The organism is Streptomyces sp. NPDC036822 (genome assembly GCF_055609145.1).
Window position 1 is genome coordinate 19,775 of record NZ_JBVJPY010000018.1, and the last position, 16,754, is coordinate 36,528.

Genomic DNA, 16,754 nt, shown 5'->3' on the forward strand with positions numbered 1-16,754 from the left:
GGAACCGGTGCAACCTGTCGGGCGCACTCCCGCGTCGCGACACCACCGCCATGGCGGACCGAAACGCGGTGAAACCACCCGTCCCGGGCGGCCTTGCCGGATATTCCCCCTGTCCGAGGGGGTCTTTTCACGCCCGTTCGGACTCCCACCTTGCGAGACACCCGGTCCCATACGCGACCATGACCGATAGACTGGCCTCGGAACGTCGAGGGGCGCAGCCCCCTGCCGGTCCGCACCATGCATTGAGCCAGCAGCCGCTGCAACCCCAGGGAGCGTTGTGTCCCGTCGTCTGTTCACCTCGGAGTCCGTGACCGAGGGTCACCCCGACAAGATCGCTGACCAGATCAGCGACACCATTCTCGACGCGCTTCTCCGCGAGGACCCCACCTCCCGCGTCGCCGTCGAGACGCTGATCACCACCGGCCTCGTGCACGTCGCGGGCGAGGTGACCACCAAGGCGTGGGCCGACATCCCCACCCTTGTGCGGAACAAGATCCTCGAGATCGGGTACGACTCCTCGAAGAAGGGCTTCGACGGCGCCTCCTGTGGCGTGTCGGTGTCCATCGGGTCGCAGTCCCCGGACATCGCGCAGGGCGTCGACACGGCGTACGAGAAGCGCGTCGAGGGTGACGAGGACGAGCTGGACAAGCAGGGCGCCGGTGACCAGGGCCTGATGTTCGGCTACGCCTCGGACGAGACCCCCGAGCTGATGCCGCTGCCGATCCACGTCGCGCACCGCCTCTCCAAGCGGCTGACCGAGGTCCGGAAGAACGGCACCATCCCGTACCTCCGCCCCGACGGCAAGACCCAGGTCACCATCGAGTACGACGGCGACAAGGCCGTCCGTCTCGACACCGTCGTGGTCTCCTCGCAGCACGCCTCCGACATCGACCTCGAGTCGCTGCTCGCGCCCGACATCCGCGAGTTCGTCGTCGAGCACGTGCTCAAGCAGCTCCTGGACGACGGCATCAAGCTGGACACCGAGGGCTACCGCCTCCTGGTGAACCCGACCGGCCGTTTCGAGATCGGCGGCCCGATGGGGGACGCCGGCCTCACCGGCCGCAAGATCATCATCGACACGTACGGCGGGATGGCCCGTCACGGCGGCGGTGCCTTCTCCGGCAAGGACCCGTCCAAGGTCGACCGCTCGGCCGCCTACGCCATGCGCTGGGTCGCCAAGAACGTCGTCGCGGCCGGCCTCGCCTCGCGCTGCGAGGTCCAGGTCGCCTACGCCATCGGCAAGGCCGAGCCCGTCGGTCTCTTCGTCGAGACCTTCGGCACCAACACCATCGAGACCGACAAGATCGAGCAGGCCATCGCCGAGGTCTTCGACCTGCGTCCGGCCGCGATCATCCGCGACCTCGACCTGCTCCGCCCGATCTACTCCCAGACGGCGGCGTACGGCCACTTCGGCCGCGAGCTGCCCGACTTCACCTGGGAGCGCACCGACCGCGTGGACGCCCTGCGCGCGGCCGCGGGCCTGTAGGCGAGACGCTCGAGCCCTGGAAGCCCGGCTCCCCCACGGGGGGCCGGGCTTCCGGCCGTCCGGGCCCCGGTCCGACTGTCCGAGCGGTCTGGTAGGTATGGGGCTGTGAGCAGCGAGAACGAGAAGCCCGAGGGGGCGGCCGGTGAGCCGCCCGAGCAGCTCGCGCTCATCCGGGAGACGGTGCGCAAGGCCAAGGTCCCGCGGGCCAAGCCGCGCACCTGGCGGGGAGCCAAGCTGGCCGAGGAGCTGCCCGTGGCCCGGGTGGTGGTCAACAAGGGCGTGCTGCACCTCGACCAGTTCTTCGACTACGCCGTGCCGGAGGAGCTGGACGCCGTCGCGCGGCCCGGGGTCCGGGTGCGGGTCCGGTTCGGGGCCGGGGCGCACCAGGTCCGGGACGGGCGGCGCGAAGGCGGGCGGCTGATCGACGGCTTCCTCGTCGAGCGCCGGGCCGAGTCCGACTACAAGGGGGCGCTGGCCGCCCTCGCCGACGTCGTCTCGCCCGAGCCCGTCCTGAGCGCCGAGCTGCTCGGACTGGCGCGGGCGGTCGCCGACCGGTACGCGGGAAGCCTGGCCGACGTCCTCCAGCTGGCGGTTCCCCCGCGCAGCGCCCGCGCCGAGGCCAAGCCGTCGCCGGAACCGCTGCCGCCGCCGGAGGCGCCGGAGGCGGGCACCTGGAGCCGGTACGCCCAGGGCCCGGCGTTCCTGGAGTCCCTCGCGCGCGGCGGGGCGCCGCGGGCGGTGTGGAACGCGCTGCCGGGGCCGCACTGGGCGGACGAGCTGGCCCGGGCCGTCGGAGCCACGCTCGCCTCCGGGCGCGGAGCCCTCGTCGTCGTCCCCGACGGCCGGGCCGCGAGCCGGGTCGACGAGGCGCTCGGGCGGGTCCTCGGCGAGGGGCGGCACGCCGTGCTGACGGCGGAGACGGGCCCCGAGAAGCGGTACGCCCAGTGGCTCGCGGTACGCCGGGGCTCCGTGCGGGCCGTCGTGGGCACCCGGGCCGCGATGTTCGCTCCCGTGCGGGACCTCGGACTGGTCGCCATCTGGGACGACGGGGACGGCAGCCACAGCGAGCCGCACGCCCCGCAGCCGCACGCCCGCGACGTCCTGCTGCTGCGCGCCGCGCACGACGGCTGTGGCTTCCTCCTGGGCGGCACGAGCTGCACGGTCGAGGCGGCGCAGCTCGTGGAGTCCGGCTGGGCCCGGCCGCTGGTCGCGGGCCGCGACCAGGTCCGCGCCGCCGCGCCGCTCGTCCGGACCGTCGGCGACACCGACCTCGCCCGCGACGAGGCCGCGCGCGCCGCCCGGCTGCCCTCGCTGGCCTGGCAGACGGTCCGGGAGGGCCTGAAGACCGGCCCCGTGCTCGTCCAGGTGCCCCGGCGCGGGTACGTCCCGAGCCTGGCGTGCGAACGCTGCCGGACCCCGGCCCGGTGCCGGCACTGCGCGGGGCCGCTGGAGGCACCCGGGCAGCGCGAGCTGACGTGCGGCTGGTGCGGGCGCGGCGCCGACGACTGGCACTGCGTGGAGTGCGGTTCGACGCGGCTGCGCGCCCAGGTGGTGGGCGCGCGTCGGACGGCGGAGGAGCTGGGCCGCGCCTTTCCCGCCGTGCCGGTACGGACGTCGGGGCGCGACCACGTCCTGGACCGGGTGCCGGGGCGGCCCGCCCTGGTCGTGTCGACCCCCGGCGCCGAGCCGGTCGCGGAGGGCGGATACGCGGCCGCGCTGCTCCTGGACGGCTGGGCGATGCTGGGGCGCCCGGACCTGCGCGCCGGCGAGGAGGCGCTGCGGCGCTGGATCGACGCGGCCTCGCTGGTGCGGGGACAGGGGGAGGGGGGCACGGTCGTGGTGGTCGCGGAGCCGACGCTGCGCCCCGTCCAGGCGCTCGTCCGGTGGGACCCCGTCGGCCACGCCCAGCGGGAGCTGGCGGAACGCGCGGAGCTGGGCTTTCCGCCGGTGTCCCGGATGGCGGCGGTGTCGGGCCCGCCGGAGGCGGTGCGGGCGTTCCTCGCCGCCGCCGAGCTGCCGGGCGACGCCGAGGTCCTCGGTCCGGTGGAGCTCCCGGTGGTCCGCGCCGGCGCACCGCGTCGGCCCGGCGACACGCCTCCGGGGGAGCGCTGGGAGCGGGCCCTGGTCCGGGTGCCTCCGGGCAAGGGCGCGGCGCTCGCGGCCGCCCTGAAGAAGGCCCAGGCGGCTCGCCTGGCTCGGGGCGGGGGCGATCCGGTACGGGTCCGGGTGGACCCGCCGGACATCGGCTGAGGGGCGGCGAGGCGGCCGTGCCGGGGTATCGGGGTCGGCCTGGATGGCGGGGCCGCCGCGGACCGGGCGCGCATCCGACCACGCCCTCGCCCGGCCCGGATGTCGAGCCCCCCGACGATCCCGGCCCCGGACGCGGCTCGGCCGCCCGGTCCCCTGGTGGGGTGGGCGGCCGGGGAGGGAGGGCGGTGTCAGCCGTTGCGCGGGGCCGGGAAGGCGGGGGGACGGTGGTCCTCGCGGAGGGATTGCGTGGCGGGCGTCGGCTGCGGGGGCATCGGCCGGGCGGACGGGACCACCGGCAGGGTGCGGGTCGGGACCGGCTCGGGCGCGCGGTCCTGCTCCACGACACCGCCCGTCGGCTGGGGCGCGCGCCTGGCGCCGTACCGGCGGTGGACGGCCTGCTTGGTGACCCCGAGCGCCGAGCCCACCGCGTCCCACGAGAACCCGAGCGAGCGGTCGAAGTCGACCGCCGCCGTGACCAGCGTCTCGACGCTGTCCCGCAGCTCCTGGGCGAGCCGGACGGTCGGTGCGGGTGCCCGGCCGTAGACGACGAAGCCCGTGGACGGGCCGGAGCGACGCGGGCGGTAGACGTTGCCCAACTGGGCCGTGAGCGTGCGCAGTGCGTCCACCTGCCGCCGGACCCGCTCGATGTCCCGCACCAACAGGTGCAGGCTCGCCCGGGCTTGGGCGTCGTGGGTTGCGTGGTCGGCCATGTGAAAGCCTCTCGAACCGGCGTGGAATAGGGTCGGGCCAGGACGAAAGGTCGGCCCGTTTCGGTCAATCTCTCTTGACCAACGCGCCACCCGGGCTGGGGTCACGCTGCGGGGGCGTACACGCATATGCACAGGGCGCTCGTGCTCACGTACGCCCCCTCGGGCCCCGCCCCCTAGACTGGTGCGCTGCCCGCCGACCGCCCCGACGGACAGGCGGTCGGCCCGGACGCCCTGCTTTCCCGGGGGTGACACCGGGCCCCCGGCGGACACCGTGGGCGGCGCCGACACTGAAGATGCGAGGTTTTCCCGAGTGAAGCTGGTCTTCGCAGGCACCCCCGAGGTCGCCGTACCCGCCCTGGACGCCCTGCTCGCCTCCGGGCGGCACGAGGTGGCCGCCGTCGTCACCCGCCCGGACGCCCCCGCGGGCCGCGGCCGGCACCTGGTCGCCAGCCCGGTCGCCCAGCGCGCGGAGGAGGCCGGCATCGAGGTGCTCAAGCCGGCCAGGCCACGGGACGAGGCGTTCCTCGCCCGGCTGCGCGAGATCGCCCCCGACTGCTGCCCGGTCGTCGCCTACGGCGCGCTGCTGCCCCGCGTCGCCCTCGACATCCCCGCCCAGGGCTGGGTCAACCTGCACTTCTCGCTGCTGCCGGCGTGGCGCGGCGCCGCCCCCGTGCAGCACGCCGTCATGGCCGGGGACGAGGTGACGGGCGCGTCCACCTTCCTGATCGAGGAGGGGCTCGACTCCGGCCCCGTCTACGGCGTCATCACCGAGGACGTCCGGCCGACCGACACCAGCGGTGATCTGCTCACCCGGCTCGCCTTCGCGGGCGCCGGGCTGCTCGCGGCCACGATGGACGGCATCGAGGACGGCACCCTGAAGGCCGTTCCGCAGCCCGCCGACGGCGTCTCGCTCGCCCCCAAGATCCAGGTGGAGGACGCGCACGTCGACTTCACCGCCCCGGCACTCCGCGTCGACCGGGTGGTGCGCGGCTGCACCCCGGCCCCCGGAGCCTGGACCGTCTTCCGCGGCGAGCGGCTGAAGCTGATCCAGGCGCTGCCCGTGCCGGACCGCACCGACCTGGCGCCCGGCGAGCTCGCGGCCGGCAAGAACAACGTCTTCGTCGGCACCGGCTCGTACGCCGTCGAGCTGCTCTGGGTCCAGCCCCAGGGCAAGAAGCCGATGAAGGCCGCCGACTGGGCGCGGGGCGTGCGGATCGCCCCCGGGGAGCGGGTCGGCGCGTGACTGCCTCCGGGAGCCGTACGGCTTCCGGTCCCGCCCCCTCTCCGCGCTCGGCGCACGGGCCCACCGCGACCGGGCCAGGCTCCCGGTCCCGCCCCCTCTCCGCGCTCGGCGCACGGGCCCACCGCGACCGGGCCAGCCGTCCGGTCCCACCCGTGCCCGGGTCCGGCGCCGGGTTGCACCGCGCCGCGGCCCGGCTCCGGGTGCGGGCAGGGCGTCGGGCCCCGGCCCCAGGCCCGGGCGGGAGCCCGTCTCGCGCGGACGTAGGCTGAGAGGGATCCACCTCTCACTTCGTCAGCGGAGCACCTTTTGAGCGAGCAGGCACGTCGCCGTCCATCCAAGCCCTACCGCCGCCCCCAGAAGGATCCCGTCCGGATCCTCGCCTTCGAGGTGCTCAGGGCCGTCGACGAGCGGGACGCCTACGCGAACCTGGTGCTGCCCCCGCTGCTGAAGAAGGCGCGGGAGAAGGAAGGCCCCGAGAAGTTCGAGGCGCGGGACGCGGCCCTCGCGACGGAGCTGGTGTACGGGACCCTGCGCCGGCAGGGGACGTACGACGCGATCGTCGCCGCCTGTATCGACCGGCCGCTGCGGGAGGTCGACCCGCCGGTGCTCGACGTGCTCTCGCTCGGCGCGCACCAGCTGCTCGGTACGCGCATCCCCACCCACGCGGCCGTCTCGGCGACCGTGGAGCTGGCACGGGTCGTCCTCGGGGACGGACGGGCCAAGTTCGTGAACGCCGTGCTGCGGAAGATCTCGCAGGACGACTTCGACACCTGGGTGGCGCGGGTCGCCCCGCCGTACGAGAAGGACGCCGAGGACCACCTGTCGGTCGTCCACTCCCACCCCCGCTGGGTGGTCTCCGCGCTGTGGGACGCGCTCGGCGGCCCCCGGGCCGGGATCGAGGACCTGCTGGAGGCCGACAACGAGCGGCCAGAGGTCACGCTGGTGGCCCGGCCCGGCCGGTCCACGACCCGGGAACTGCACGAGGTCCTCGGCGAGGAGTCGGTCCTTCCCGGACGCTGGTCGCCGTACGCCGTCCGGCTGGCCGAGGGCGGCGAGCCCGGTGCCATCGAGGCGGTCCGCGACGGCCGGGCGGGCGTCCAGGACGAGGGCAGCCAGCTGGTCGCGATCGCGCTCGCCAACGCGCCCCTGGAAGGCCGTGACGAGCGCTGGCTCGACGGCTGCGCCGGCCCCGGCGGCAAGGCCGCCCTGCTCGGCGCCCTGGCGGCGCAGCGCGGAGCCGCGCTGCTCGCCTCCGAGAAGCAGCCCCACCGCGCCCGCCTCGTCGAGCGCGCGCTGGCAGGGAACCCCGGGCCCTACCAGGTCATCGCCGCCGACGGCACCCGTCCGCCGTGGCGCCCCGGCTCCTTCGACCGCGTCCTGATGGACGTGCCCTGCTCGGGCCTGGGCGCCCTGCGCCGCCGCCCCGAAGCCCGCTGGCGCCGCCGTCCGGAGGACCTCGACGGCTTCGCCCCGCTCCAGCGCGGGCTGCTGCGCGAGGCGCTGTCGGCCGTCCGGGTCGGCGGGATCGTCGGCTACGCGACCTGCTCGCCGCACCTCGCCGAGACCCGCGTGGTCGTAGAGGACGTCCTCAAGGGCCGTGGCGGCCCCGCCGTCGAGGCCGAGTGGATCGACGCCCGCCCCCTCATGGCGGACGTCCCCGCCCTCGGCGACGGTCCGGACGTCCAGCTCTGGCCCCACCTCCACGGCACCGACGCGATGTATCTGGCCCTCCTGCGCCGCACGGCCTGACACCGCCCCGCACGCACGTCTCCGCGAGGCCGTCGCGCACGGCTCCGCCGCCACCCACGGCCCGGCGGAGCCGTACGGACGGACCGACTCCGGTTCCAGTGGCGGCGAAAAGCCGCGAATGCCCGGCCTGTGACGGCCGTCGGCCCCCTCCGGCCGCACCGGATGCGAACCGAAACCGGACCGCGGCAAAGAAGTGCCCAAGAACATGGCAGGCTTGGCACATGGCGCAGATCAATCCCAGCATCCTGTCCGCAGACTTCGCCCGCCTCGCCGAGGAGGCGAAGGCCGTCGACGGCGCCGACTGGCTGCACGTCGACGTCATGGACAACCACTTCGTGCCCAACCTGACGCTCGGCGTGCCGATCGTCGAGTCGCTCAGCCGGGCCACGGACACTCCGCTGGACTGCCACCTCATGATCGAGGACCCCGACCGCTGGGCCCCGCAGTACGTCGAGGCCGGGGCCGGTTCCGTCACCTTCCACGTGGAGGCGGCGGCCGCGCCCGTACGGCTGGCGCGGGAGATCCGGGCCAAGGGAGCGCGGGCGTCCATGGCGCTGAAGCCCGCGACGCCCATCGAGCCGTACGAGGATCTGCTCCCCGAGCTCGACATGCTGCTGATCATGACGGTCGAGCCCGGCTTCGGCGGCCAGGCCTTCCTTGACATCATGCTGCCCAAGATCCGCCGGACCCGTGAGCTGATCGCCAAGCACGGCCTGGAGCTGTGGCTGCAGGTGGACGGCGGTGTCTCGGAGTCCACGATCGAGCGCTGCGCCGAGGCCGGGGCCGACGTCTTCGTCGCCGGCTCCGCCGTCTACGGCGCGCAGGACCCGGCCGAGGCCGTCCGCGCGCTGCGGGCGCGGGCCGACGCCGCTACCGCGTCGGCGGCGTGGGCGTGTGGCCACTGAGCCTCCGGAAGATGAACGCGGTCCGACGGAGGACCGCCAGGACTGATCAGGGCCCGTCGTATCTGACAGGATGAACGGCGAGCCGGAGTGTGAACGGCAGTGACGTCTGAACAGCGACGACGCGAGCAGACGCGGGCAGCGGTACGTGAACAGCAGCAGTGAGGAGATCGCGGTGGCGGGTATCTCGGCGGGACGGTCAGCCCTGCGGATGGGACCCGCGGAGCTGGTGCAGGCGGCGGCCATGGCCCGCCGCTTCTACCTCGAGGGCAAGTCCAAGATCCAGATCGCCGAGGAGTTCGGCGTGAGCCGCTTCAAGGTGGCCCGGGTCCTGGAGACCGCCCTCGAACGCGACCTCGTGCGCATCGAGATCCGCGTACCCGCCGAGCTGGACGCCGAGCGCTCGGACGCGCTCCGCGCCCGCTTCGGGCTCCGCCACGCGGTCGTCGTCGAGTCCCCGGCCGAGGGCGAGGACGAGTCGCCCGATCCGGAGAACCTCGGCGAGGTCGCGGCCGACCTCCTCGGCGAGCTGGTCGCCGAGGGTGACGTCCTGGGTCTCGCCTGGGGCCGCTCCACCATCCACATGGCCGCGGCGCTCGACCGGCTGCCGCCCTGTACGGTCGTCCAGCTCACCGGTGTGTACGACGCGGGGACCGCCGAGCGCGGCTCCGTCGAGGCGGTACGGCGTGCCGCCCAGGTCTCCGGCGGCGAGGCCCACCCCATCTACGCGCCCATGCTGCTGCCCGACCCGGCCACGGCGGCCGCGCTGCGCAACCAGACCGGCATCGCCCGCGCCTTCGAGTACTTCGACAAGGTCACCGTCGCCTGCGTCTCCATCGGCTCGTGGGAGCGGGGCATCTCGACCGTCCACGACATGCTCACGGACGAGGAGCGGGCCCACTACGCCTCGCTCGGCGTCGCCGCGGAGATGTCCGCGCACCTCTTCGACGCCGAGGGCCGCCGGGTCGGACGCGACCTGGGGGAGCGCTGCATCACGGTCGAGGCGGACCGGCTGCGCCGCATCCCGGAGGTCGTCGCCATCGCGGGCGGCCAGCGCAAGGCGGCCGCGATCGGGGCGGTCCTGCGCTCCGGACTCGTCACCAGCCTCGTCACGGACCGCGCCGCCGCGGACTACCTCCTCACCGAGGCGGCCCCCGGCCCCCGCCCGGCCCTGGAACGCGCGGACCCGGACGGCGTCTGAGGCACCGGCGCTGGGCCGTCCGGGCGCCTGCCGGGGCCCGGCTGTCCGCTGCCCGGACCCCTCCCGGTGGCCCGGCTTCCGGCTGCCACGGCCGTCCTGGCGTGCGCATGTGGCCCGGTTTCCGGCCGCGACGGCCGTCCTGGCGCCCACCCGTAGCCTGGCCTCCCGCCGCCACGGCCGCCCCGGCGCCCACCCGCAGGCCGGCCCGAACCTGGAGACGGGCACCCTTACCGGGGCCGTCCCCGGGGTGCCCCGCAGCGCCGTTCCGGCCTGCGGCGGGGGCCTGCCTGTGCTGGCCGGGCGGCGCCGGCTTCGGCCCCCAGGGCCGCTTCGCCCGCCTCGTGGGCGCCGACGATGGCCGGCCCGCCGCGCGCCGTAGATTCGGCCCGTGCTGCTCCGGCCCCGCCCGGCTTCCCGCTCCCTCCCCTGCAAGGCCTCGCGTTGTTCCTGTGCGTCGGGGCGCTCGTCGGCTGCTGGGGCGGCTCGCTCAGGACGTCCTCACCCCGGCCGTCGAAGCACGCCCCACTCGCCTCTCCGTCCTCGTCGCCCTGCGGGAACCTTCTGGAGGATCCGACGAAGGTGGTGCCGCGAGCCTCGGATGAAACGCCCGGGACTGGTATGGGTACGGGCGTGGGACAATGAACTACGTGCTTTTTCCCCTGGCTGAAATGCCTAGGGGCCACTCCGATCGACTGGGATGTTCAGCACGTGCGTTTCCTCAATGACGTCAAGCCGCCGTACGACCTCACGTACGACGATGTGTTCATGGTGCCGAGCCGTTCGGCCGTTGGCTCCCGCCAGGCCGTGGACCTCTCCTCCCCGGACGGCACCGGTACGACGATCCCGCTGGTCGTCGCCAACATGACCGCGATCGCCGGCCGCCGGATGGCCGAGACCGTCGCCCGCCGCGGCGGCATCGTCGTCATCCCCCAGGACATCCCGATCGAGGTCGTCACCGACGTCATCTCCTGGGTCAAGAGCCGGCACCACGTGCTCGACACCCCCATCGTCCTGGCCCCGCACCAGACCGTCGCCGACGCCCTGTCGCTGCTCCCCAAGCGGGCGCACGACGCCGGTGTCGTCGTCGACGAGGACGGCCGCCCGGTCGGTGTCGTCACCGACGCCGACCTTTCCGGCGTGGACCGCTTCACCCAGCTGTCCGAGGTCATGTCCAAGGACCTGCTGCTCCTCGACGCCGACATCGAACCGCGCGAGGCGTTCAACAAGCTGGACCACGCCAACCGCCGCTACGCCCCCGCCGTCGACAAGGACGGGCGCCTGGCCGGCATCCTCACCCGCAAGGGCGCGCTCCGCGCGACCCTGTACACCCCCGCCACCGACTCCCGGGGCAAGCTGCGCATCGCCGCCGCCGTCGGCATCAACGGCGACGTGGCGGGCAAGGCCAAGCAGCTCCTCGACGCCGGTGTGGACACGCTCGTCGTGGACACCGCGCACGGCCACCAGGAGTCGATGATCGCCGCGATCCAGGCCGTCCGCGGCCTCGACCCGCACGTCCCGATCGTCGCCGGCAACATCGTGGCCGCCGAGGGCGTCAAGGACCTCATCGACGCCGGCGCGGACATCATCAAGGTCGGTGTCGGCCCCGGCGCCATGTGCACCACCCGCATGATGACCGGCGTCGGCCGGCCGCAGTTCTCCGCCGTCCTGGAGTGCGCCGCCGAGGCGAAGAAGTACGGCAAGCACGTCTGGGCCGACGGCGGTGTCCGGCACCCCCGTGACGTCGCCATGGCGCTCGCCGCCGGCGCCTCCAACGTGATGATCGGTTCCTGGTTCGCCGGCACGTACGAGTCCCCGGGCGACCTCCACCAGGACGCCCAGGGCCGGTTCTACAAGGAGTCCTTCGGCATGGCCTCCGCCCGCGCCGTGCGCAACCGCACGAGCGAGGAGTCGGCCTACGACCGCGCCCGCAAGGCGCTGTTCGAGGAGGGCATCTCGACCTCCCGGATGTTCATCGACCCGGCCCGCCCGGGCGTCGAGGACCTGATCGACTCGATCATCGCGGGTGTCCGCTCCTCCTGCACCTACGCGGGCGCGGCCTCGCTGGCCGAGTTCGAGGAGAAGGCCGTCGTCGGCGTCCAGAGCGCCGCCGGATACGCCGAGGGCAAGCCGCTGCACGCCAGCTGGAGCTAGTGCCGCCCCGGCGGGCCGCCGCAGCGTCCCCGCCGTCGAGGCCCCCGCGAGACTCTCGCGGGGGCCTTCGCCGTACCCCGGCCGGGCGTTCGCCGTACCCCGGCCGGTCAGGCCGGCACGTGCGGGCGCAACGCCTGAGCGACCGCCGCCGCCATGCGGGCGTGTCCCCGGTCGTTGGGGTGCAGACCGTCCGCCAGGTCCCCGGGGCCGAGCAGCGGCCTGCCGGAGAGCACCAGGAGCCGCCTGTCGCCCTCCGCCGCCAGGTCCCGCCCCGCGTGCTCCATCGCGGCGCGCAGGTCCTCCAGGGTGGCGCCCAGGGCGTTCCGGGTGGTCTCGGCCTCCGGGCGGAGGACGGGGGAGAGGATCAGCAGCGGGGCGTCCGGGTGGCCCCGCCGGATCAGCCCGACGTAGGCGCGCACCGTCTCGTACAGCCAGCCGGCCGAACAGGGCGAGCCCGACCAGCAGTTGGTCCCGAAGGCGAGGGTGACCAGCTCGCCCGGCAGGCGCGCGAGCTGCTCGGCCAGCGGCAGCTCGCCGCGCGCCCCGCCCGCGTACCCGAGGTTGACCGTGTCCAGGGCGAGCAGCCGGCCCGCCGTGGCGGCCCAGGAGAGGGCCGGCCGGGTCGACCACCAGCCCTCGGTGATCGAGTCGCCGTGCACCAGCCAGCGCGGGCGCCGGGGAGCGGGCGCGAGCGTGCCCCCGGTCGCCCGCAGGCCGAGGACCACCGGCCCGCGGCTCTCCGGGGGGTGGACGACGAACGTGCCCCCGGCGGCGGGCAGCGGAAGCCGGGCCGTCGCCTCCCCGGCCGGGTCGGTCAGGACCTCGCGCACGCACCGCCCGTCCTGCCACAGGGCGAAGCAGTGCGGCAGCGATCCCGGCGCGGCCGTCCGGTAGCGCAGCTCCACCTCCCGCGTCCCCGGCGAGACCGTGAACTCGACCCGGACCCCGATCGGCAGATCGGCGCGCTCGGCCGTGTCCCACGGCAGGCGGTCGCGGTCGGCGGGATCGGCGCGCACCGCCCGCCCCCGGTCGAGCCATGCCGTGCCGCGCAGGAAGGGCTCCGGGGCGAGCCATCCCCTCGCCGCCTCCCGGGGTGGAGGGGGCGTCTGGGGCTCGCGGCATGGGTCTTCCGGCATGAGAAGTCCCTGCACACGAAGGGGGCGCTTCACACCTCGATGTGTGGATTCATGCGGTGGGGCGCAATGTTTCCCCGTCTGCGCCGCGAGAGCGCAATGATCATCCGCAGGTGCGCAACAACCCTGCATTACGGACGCGAAGCGTAAAGGCTTAGGCTCATGCCTCGTACCAGGAGTGGCGGCGACCGCCTGCTCGGCGGTCCCCCATCCCTCGCGGGCTCCCTACCCCTGCTCGCGTGCCGCCGCGGTCGTCGCGTCCCGACAGGCAGCGATCAAGGAGCCCCCGCAGTGCTGGATCAAGGCGCAGCCCCGCCGGCCACCGAGCCGACCGTCCCCAAGTCCTCCGGACTCTCCGCCCTGACCCGGCGCAAGCCGGTAGAACTGCTGGTCGCCGAGGGTGGGCAGGGCGAGGGCGGTTCGCTCCGCCGCTCCCTGTCGATGTGGCAGCTGACGATGATCAGCATCGGCGCGACGCTCGGCACCGGCATCTTCGTCGTCCTCGGCGACGCCGTGCCGAAGGCCGGCCCCGCGGTCACCGTCGCGTTCGTCATCGCCGGTCTCACGGCGCTCTTCTCCGCCCTCTCGTACGCCGAGCTGGCCGGCACCATACCGGTCGCGGGATCCTCCTACTCGTATGCGTACGCAACGATGGGTGAACTCGTCGCCTGGGTCTGCGGCTGGTGTCTGGTCCTGGAGTACGGCGTCTCGGTCGCCGCGGTGGCGGTCGGCTGGGGTGAGTACCTCAACGAGCTGCTCGACGGGACGATCGGCGTCACGATTCCCGACATGCTCTCCTCCGCCCCAGGCGAGGGCGGCATCATCAACCTGCCGGGCCTGATCGTCGTCCTGCTCGCGATGGTCTTCCTGCTCGGTGGCGCGCGCGAGTCCGCCCTCGTCAACACCGTCATGGTGTTCGTGAAGATCGCAGCGCTGGTGCTCTTCTGCGCCATCGGCTTCATGGGCTTCAAGTCCGGCAACTACGCCGACTTCATGCCGCTGGGCGTCGCCGGCGTCAGCGCCGCCGGTGCCAGCCTCTTCTTCTCGTACATCGGCTTCGACGCCGCCTCCACCGCCGGTGAGGAGGCGAAGGACCCGAAGCGTGACCTGCCCCGCGCCATCATGCTGTCGCTGCTCATCGTCACCGTCCTCTACGTCCTGGTCGCGGCCGTCGCCGTCGGCGCGTGGAACTGGAAGGACTTCGAGGGCTCCGAGGCCACTCTGGCCGTGATCATGAACGACGTCAGCGGCCAGGCGTTCTGGGGCACGCTGCTCGCGGCCGGCGCCGTCATCTCGATCGCCAGCGTCGTGCTGACCGTCCTCTACGGCCAGACCCGGGTGCTCTTCGCGATGTCCCGCGACGGCCTCGTGCCGAAGGCCTTCGGCAAGGTCAGCGGCAAGACCGGCACCCCGCGCGTCAACACGGTCATCGTGTCGCTGTTCTGCGGCGCCCTCGCCTCGGTCATCCCGCTGGGCAAGCTGGTCGACGCCACCAGCATCGGCACCCTGTTCGCCTTCGCCCTGGTCAACATCGCGGTGATCGTGCTGCGCCGCACCCGCCCGACCATGGACCGCACCTTCCGCGTCCCGCTCGGCTGGACCTTCCCGATCCTCGGCTTCGGGTTCTGCGTCTACAACATGTTCAGCCTGGACTCGGTCACCTGGGTGGTCTTCGGTTGCTGGATGGCCGTCGGCCTCGTGGTCTACTTCCTCTACGGCATGCGCCGCTCCCGACTGGCCTCCGCAGAGAAGTGATCCACCCGTAGTGCGACTCAACGACCTCGACGAACGCATCGTCCACGCCCTCGCGGAGGACGCCCGTCGCTCCTTCGCCGACATCGGCTCGCTCGTCGGTCTCTCGGCGCCCGCCGTGAAGCGGCGCGTGGACCGGCTCCGGGCCGAGGGCGCCATCACCGGCTTCACCGTACGGGTGGACCCGGCGGCGCTCGGCTGGGAGACGGAGGGGTTCGTCGAGATCTACTGCCGCCACAACACCTCGCCCGACGACATCCGGCGAGGTCTGGAGCGGTACCCCGAGGTGGTGTCCGCGTCGACCGTCACCGGCGACGCGGACGCCGTCGTGCAGGTCTTCGCCTCCGACATGCGCCACTTCGAGCGGGTCCTGGAACGGATCGCGGGCGAGCCGTTCGTGGAGCGCACCAAGTCGGTCCTGGTGCTCTCGCCGCTGCTGCGGCGCTTCTCCTCCGGCTCGCCCGCCTAGGGCCGGCGGCTCCTACTCCGTCGGGTACGTGAAAGCCCAGGGCAGGACCCGGAAGTCGCCGGTGCCCGCCTTGACCCGCTCGAACGGGGCGGCGCTGTTGCACGGCGGCACCTTGTCCTCCCGCGGGTCGGAGGCGAGCCAGCTGTAGCCGAGCCGGTCGTGCCTGCCGTCGTCGCGCACCGAGACGCCGACCCGCTGGTGCAGCAGGCCCGGGACGTCGGTCGCGGTGACAATGCCCGTCACGGTGGCCACCTTGCCCCCGGTCGCGAGGCAGTCGACCTTCACCTCGGCGGAACCCCCCTCGCCGTCCTTGACGTGGCTGTACCGGAAGGTTCCGGTGGCCAGCCGCGGATCGTTGCGGTCCTTCGCCGCCAGGTGCGCGTCGAAGGAGAACGTGATGTCGTCCCCGGCCGGCCGGTGGAGCCTCGCGGTCCCGGTCAGCGCGGCCGCCTCCCGGCCGCCCTCCCTGCCTTCCCCGGGAGTTCCGGCGGGACCCTGGGCGACGGCGGGACCCGCGGCCCCGGAGGCCGCGGGAGCACCCGACGCGACGGCTGAACCCGCGGCTCCGACGGTGATCATCAGAGCGGCGGCGAGGGCGGCGGTCTTCGTACGACGGTTCATGGCGCTGCGGTCCTTTCGGCAGGTCAACCGGACGACCACCACTCTTCCGCCCGGTCCGCCCGAGGGCGTCGCCCCGCCGGACGGTCCGCCCTCCGCCGCGCGACGGGGGAGTCGTACACCCCCCGAAGGGGCCTCACGCAACGAATCGCCGCGCCGACCGGAGATCGCGCAACGGTTCGACGGTCGGTCCGCAACGCTCCCGCCTTGTCCCGGCCGAGTGCGAAACCGTACCGTTTTTGACGTCTTCCCCCTCGCACTCCGGACCCCCAGAGGATCACCATGCCCGCGCTGCGCACCGCCCTGCTCCAGAGCTCCGGCGAGCTCGGTGACGTGGCCGCCAACCTGAAGATCCTCGACGAGGCCGCCGCCCGCGCGGCGGCCGCCGGCGCCGGCCTGCTCCTCGCCCCCGAGCTGTTCCTGACGGGGTACGCGATCGGCGCCGACCTGGCGCGCCTGGCCGAGCCGTCGGACGGGCCCTCCGCCCGGGCCGTCGCGGCCGTCGCCGCACGCCACGGCCTGGCCGTCGGCTACGGCTACCCGGAGCGGGACACCGACCGGCACGGAGTCCTCTACAACTCCGCCCAGCTCTTCGGCGCCGACGGAGCAGTGCTCGCGCGCTACCGCAAGACGCACCTCTACGGCGGCTTCGAGCAGCAGTGGTTCACACCCGGCGACGACGGCGTCGTCCAGGCCGAGCTCGGCGGCCTCACGGTCGGCCTCATGATCTGCTACGACGTCGAGTTCCCGGAGAACGTACGGGCGCAGGCGCTGGCCGGCACGGACCTCCTCCTCGTCCCGACCGCCCTCATGCACCCCGCCGAGATCGTCGCCGAGTCCGTCGTCCCCGTGCGCGCCTTCGAGAACCAGATGTACGTCGCGTACGCCAACCGGGCGGGGGCGGAGGGGGAGTTCGAGTTCGTCGGCCTCTCCACGCTCGCCGGCCCCGACGGCACCGCCCGCGCCCGCGCCGGCCGGGGCGAGGATCTGGTCCTCGGCGATGTCGACCCCGAGATCCTGGCCGCGTCCCGGGTGGACAACCCGTATCTGCGCGACCGCCGCCCCGGGCTGTACGGCTCCCTCGTCTGAG

At 73.9% G+C, this 16,754-nt stretch carries 13 protein-coding genes; 10 read left to right on the forward strand and 3 right to left on the reverse strand.

The window, feature by feature from the left end; genetic code table 11:
- The first annotated feature begins 277 nt into the window (after nucleotides 1-277).
- Together metK and ACZ68P_RS29860 are read left to right on the forward strand one after the other, a co-directional pair.
- On the forward strand, nucleotides 278-1,486 hold the full coding sequence (metK, locus tag ACZ68P_RS29855; RefSeq protein WP_471011658.1) for a methionine adenosyltransferase: 1,209 nt from the start codon (nucleotides 278-280) through the stop codon (nucleotides 1,484-1,486).
- A gap of 105 nt (nucleotides 1,487-1,591) precedes the next feature.
- Nucleotides 1,592-3,736: a primosomal protein N' gene (locus tag ACZ68P_RS29860; RefSeq protein ID WP_471011660.1), complete on the forward strand. Its 2,145-nt coding sequence runs from the start codon at nucleotides 1,592-1,594 to the stop codon at nucleotides 3,734-3,736.
- A gap of 188 nt (nucleotides 3,737-3,924) precedes the next feature.
- Here ACZ68P_RS29860 and ACZ68P_RS29865 read toward each other — a convergent pair whose 3' ends face one another.
- The gene (locus tag ACZ68P_RS29865) at nucleotides 3,925-4,446 is read right to left on the reverse strand and encodes a hypothetical protein (RefSeq protein ID WP_471011661.1); all 522 of its coding nucleotides are present in this window, start codon (nucleotides 4,444-4,446) and stop codon (nucleotides 3,925-3,927) included.
- A gap of 310 nt (nucleotides 4,447-4,756) precedes the next feature.
- Between ACZ68P_RS29865 and fmt the strand changes: the two genes are divergently transcribed.
- The 5 genes from fmt (at nucleotide 4,757) to ACZ68P_RS29890 (ending at nucleotide 11,692) form a co-directional block, all read left to right on the forward strand.
- Nucleotides 4,757-5,689, forward strand: coding sequence for a methionyl-tRNA formyltransferase (fmt, locus tag ACZ68P_RS29870; RefSeq protein ID WP_365722519.1), 933 nt, complete (start codon nucleotides 4,757-4,759; stop codon nucleotides 5,687-5,689).
- A gap of 306 nt (nucleotides 5,690-5,995) precedes the next feature.
- The gene (locus tag ACZ68P_RS29875; RefSeq protein WP_471011663.1) at nucleotides 5,996-7,438 is read left to right on the forward strand and encodes an RsmB/NOP family class I SAM-dependent RNA methyltransferase; all 1,443 of its coding nucleotides are present in this window, start codon (nucleotides 5,996-5,998) and stop codon (nucleotides 7,436-7,438) included.
- A gap of 221 nt (nucleotides 7,439-7,659) precedes the next feature.
- Nucleotides 7,660-8,343: a ribulose-phosphate 3-epimerase gene (gene rpe / locus ACZ68P_RS29880; RefSeq protein WP_471011664.1), complete on the forward strand. Its 684-nt coding sequence runs from the start codon at nucleotides 7,660-7,662 to the stop codon at nucleotides 8,341-8,343.
- A gap of 208 nt (nucleotides 8,344-8,551) precedes the next feature.
- Nucleotides 8,552-9,541 carry a sugar-binding transcriptional regulator gene (locus ACZ68P_RS29885; protein WP_365722548.1) on the forward strand — a complete coding sequence of 330 codons (990 nt, stop codon included), beginning with the start codon at nucleotides 8,552-8,554 and terminating at the stop codon, nucleotides 9,539-9,541.
- A 708-nt stretch (nucleotides 9,542-10,249) separates the two neighbouring features.
- Nucleotides 10,250-11,692 (forward strand): GuaB1 family IMP dehydrogenase-related protein, encoded by a 1,443-nt coding sequence (locus ACZ68P_RS29890; protein WP_471011666.1) that lies wholly within the window; start codon nucleotides 10,250-10,252, stop codon nucleotides 11,690-11,692.
- 107 nt (nucleotides 11,693-11,799) lie between these two features.
- On the opposite strand, the gene ACZ68P_RS29895 is transcribed toward ACZ68P_RS29890, so the two are convergent.
- Entirely contained in the window at nucleotides 11,800-12,828 is a 1,029-nt protein-coding gene (locus ACZ68P_RS29895) for a GDSL-type esterase/lipase family protein (RefSeq protein ID WP_471011667.1), read from the reverse strand.
- 288 nt (nucleotides 12,829-13,116) lie between these two features.
- Here ACZ68P_RS29895 and ACZ68P_RS29900 point away from each other — a divergent pair, with 288 nt between their 5' ends.
- Together ACZ68P_RS29900 and ACZ68P_RS29905 are read left to right on the forward strand one after the other, a co-directional pair.
- Nucleotides 13,117-14,580: an amino acid permease gene (locus ACZ68P_RS29900; protein ID WP_471011669.1), complete on the forward strand. Its 1,464-nt coding sequence runs from the start codon at nucleotides 13,117-13,119 to the stop codon at nucleotides 14,578-14,580.
- A 10-nt stretch (nucleotides 14,581-14,590) separates the two neighbouring features.
- Nucleotides 14,591-15,046 (forward strand): Lrp/AsnC family transcriptional regulator, encoded by a 456-nt coding sequence (locus ACZ68P_RS29905; protein WP_365722532.1) that lies wholly within the window; start codon nucleotides 14,591-14,593, stop codon nucleotides 15,044-15,046.
- Between the two features lie 12 nt (nucleotides 15,047-15,058).
- On the opposite strand, the gene ACZ68P_RS29910 is transcribed toward ACZ68P_RS29905, so the two are convergent.
- A complete protein-coding gene (locus tag ACZ68P_RS29910; RefSeq protein ID WP_471011671.1) occupies nucleotides 15,059-15,667 on the reverse strand; it encodes a Repetin in 609 nt (202 codons plus the stop codon).
- Nucleotides 15,668-15,946: 279 nt separating this feature from the next.
- On the opposite strand from ACZ68P_RS29910, the gene ACZ68P_RS29915 reads away from it, so the two are divergent.
- Nucleotides 15,947-16,753 (forward strand): carbon-nitrogen hydrolase family protein, encoded by an 807-nt coding sequence (locus ACZ68P_RS29915; RefSeq protein ID WP_471011674.1) that lies wholly within the window; start codon nucleotides 15,947-15,949, stop codon nucleotides 16,751-16,753.
- The last annotated feature ends 1 nt before the right edge of the window (nucleotide 16,754 follow it).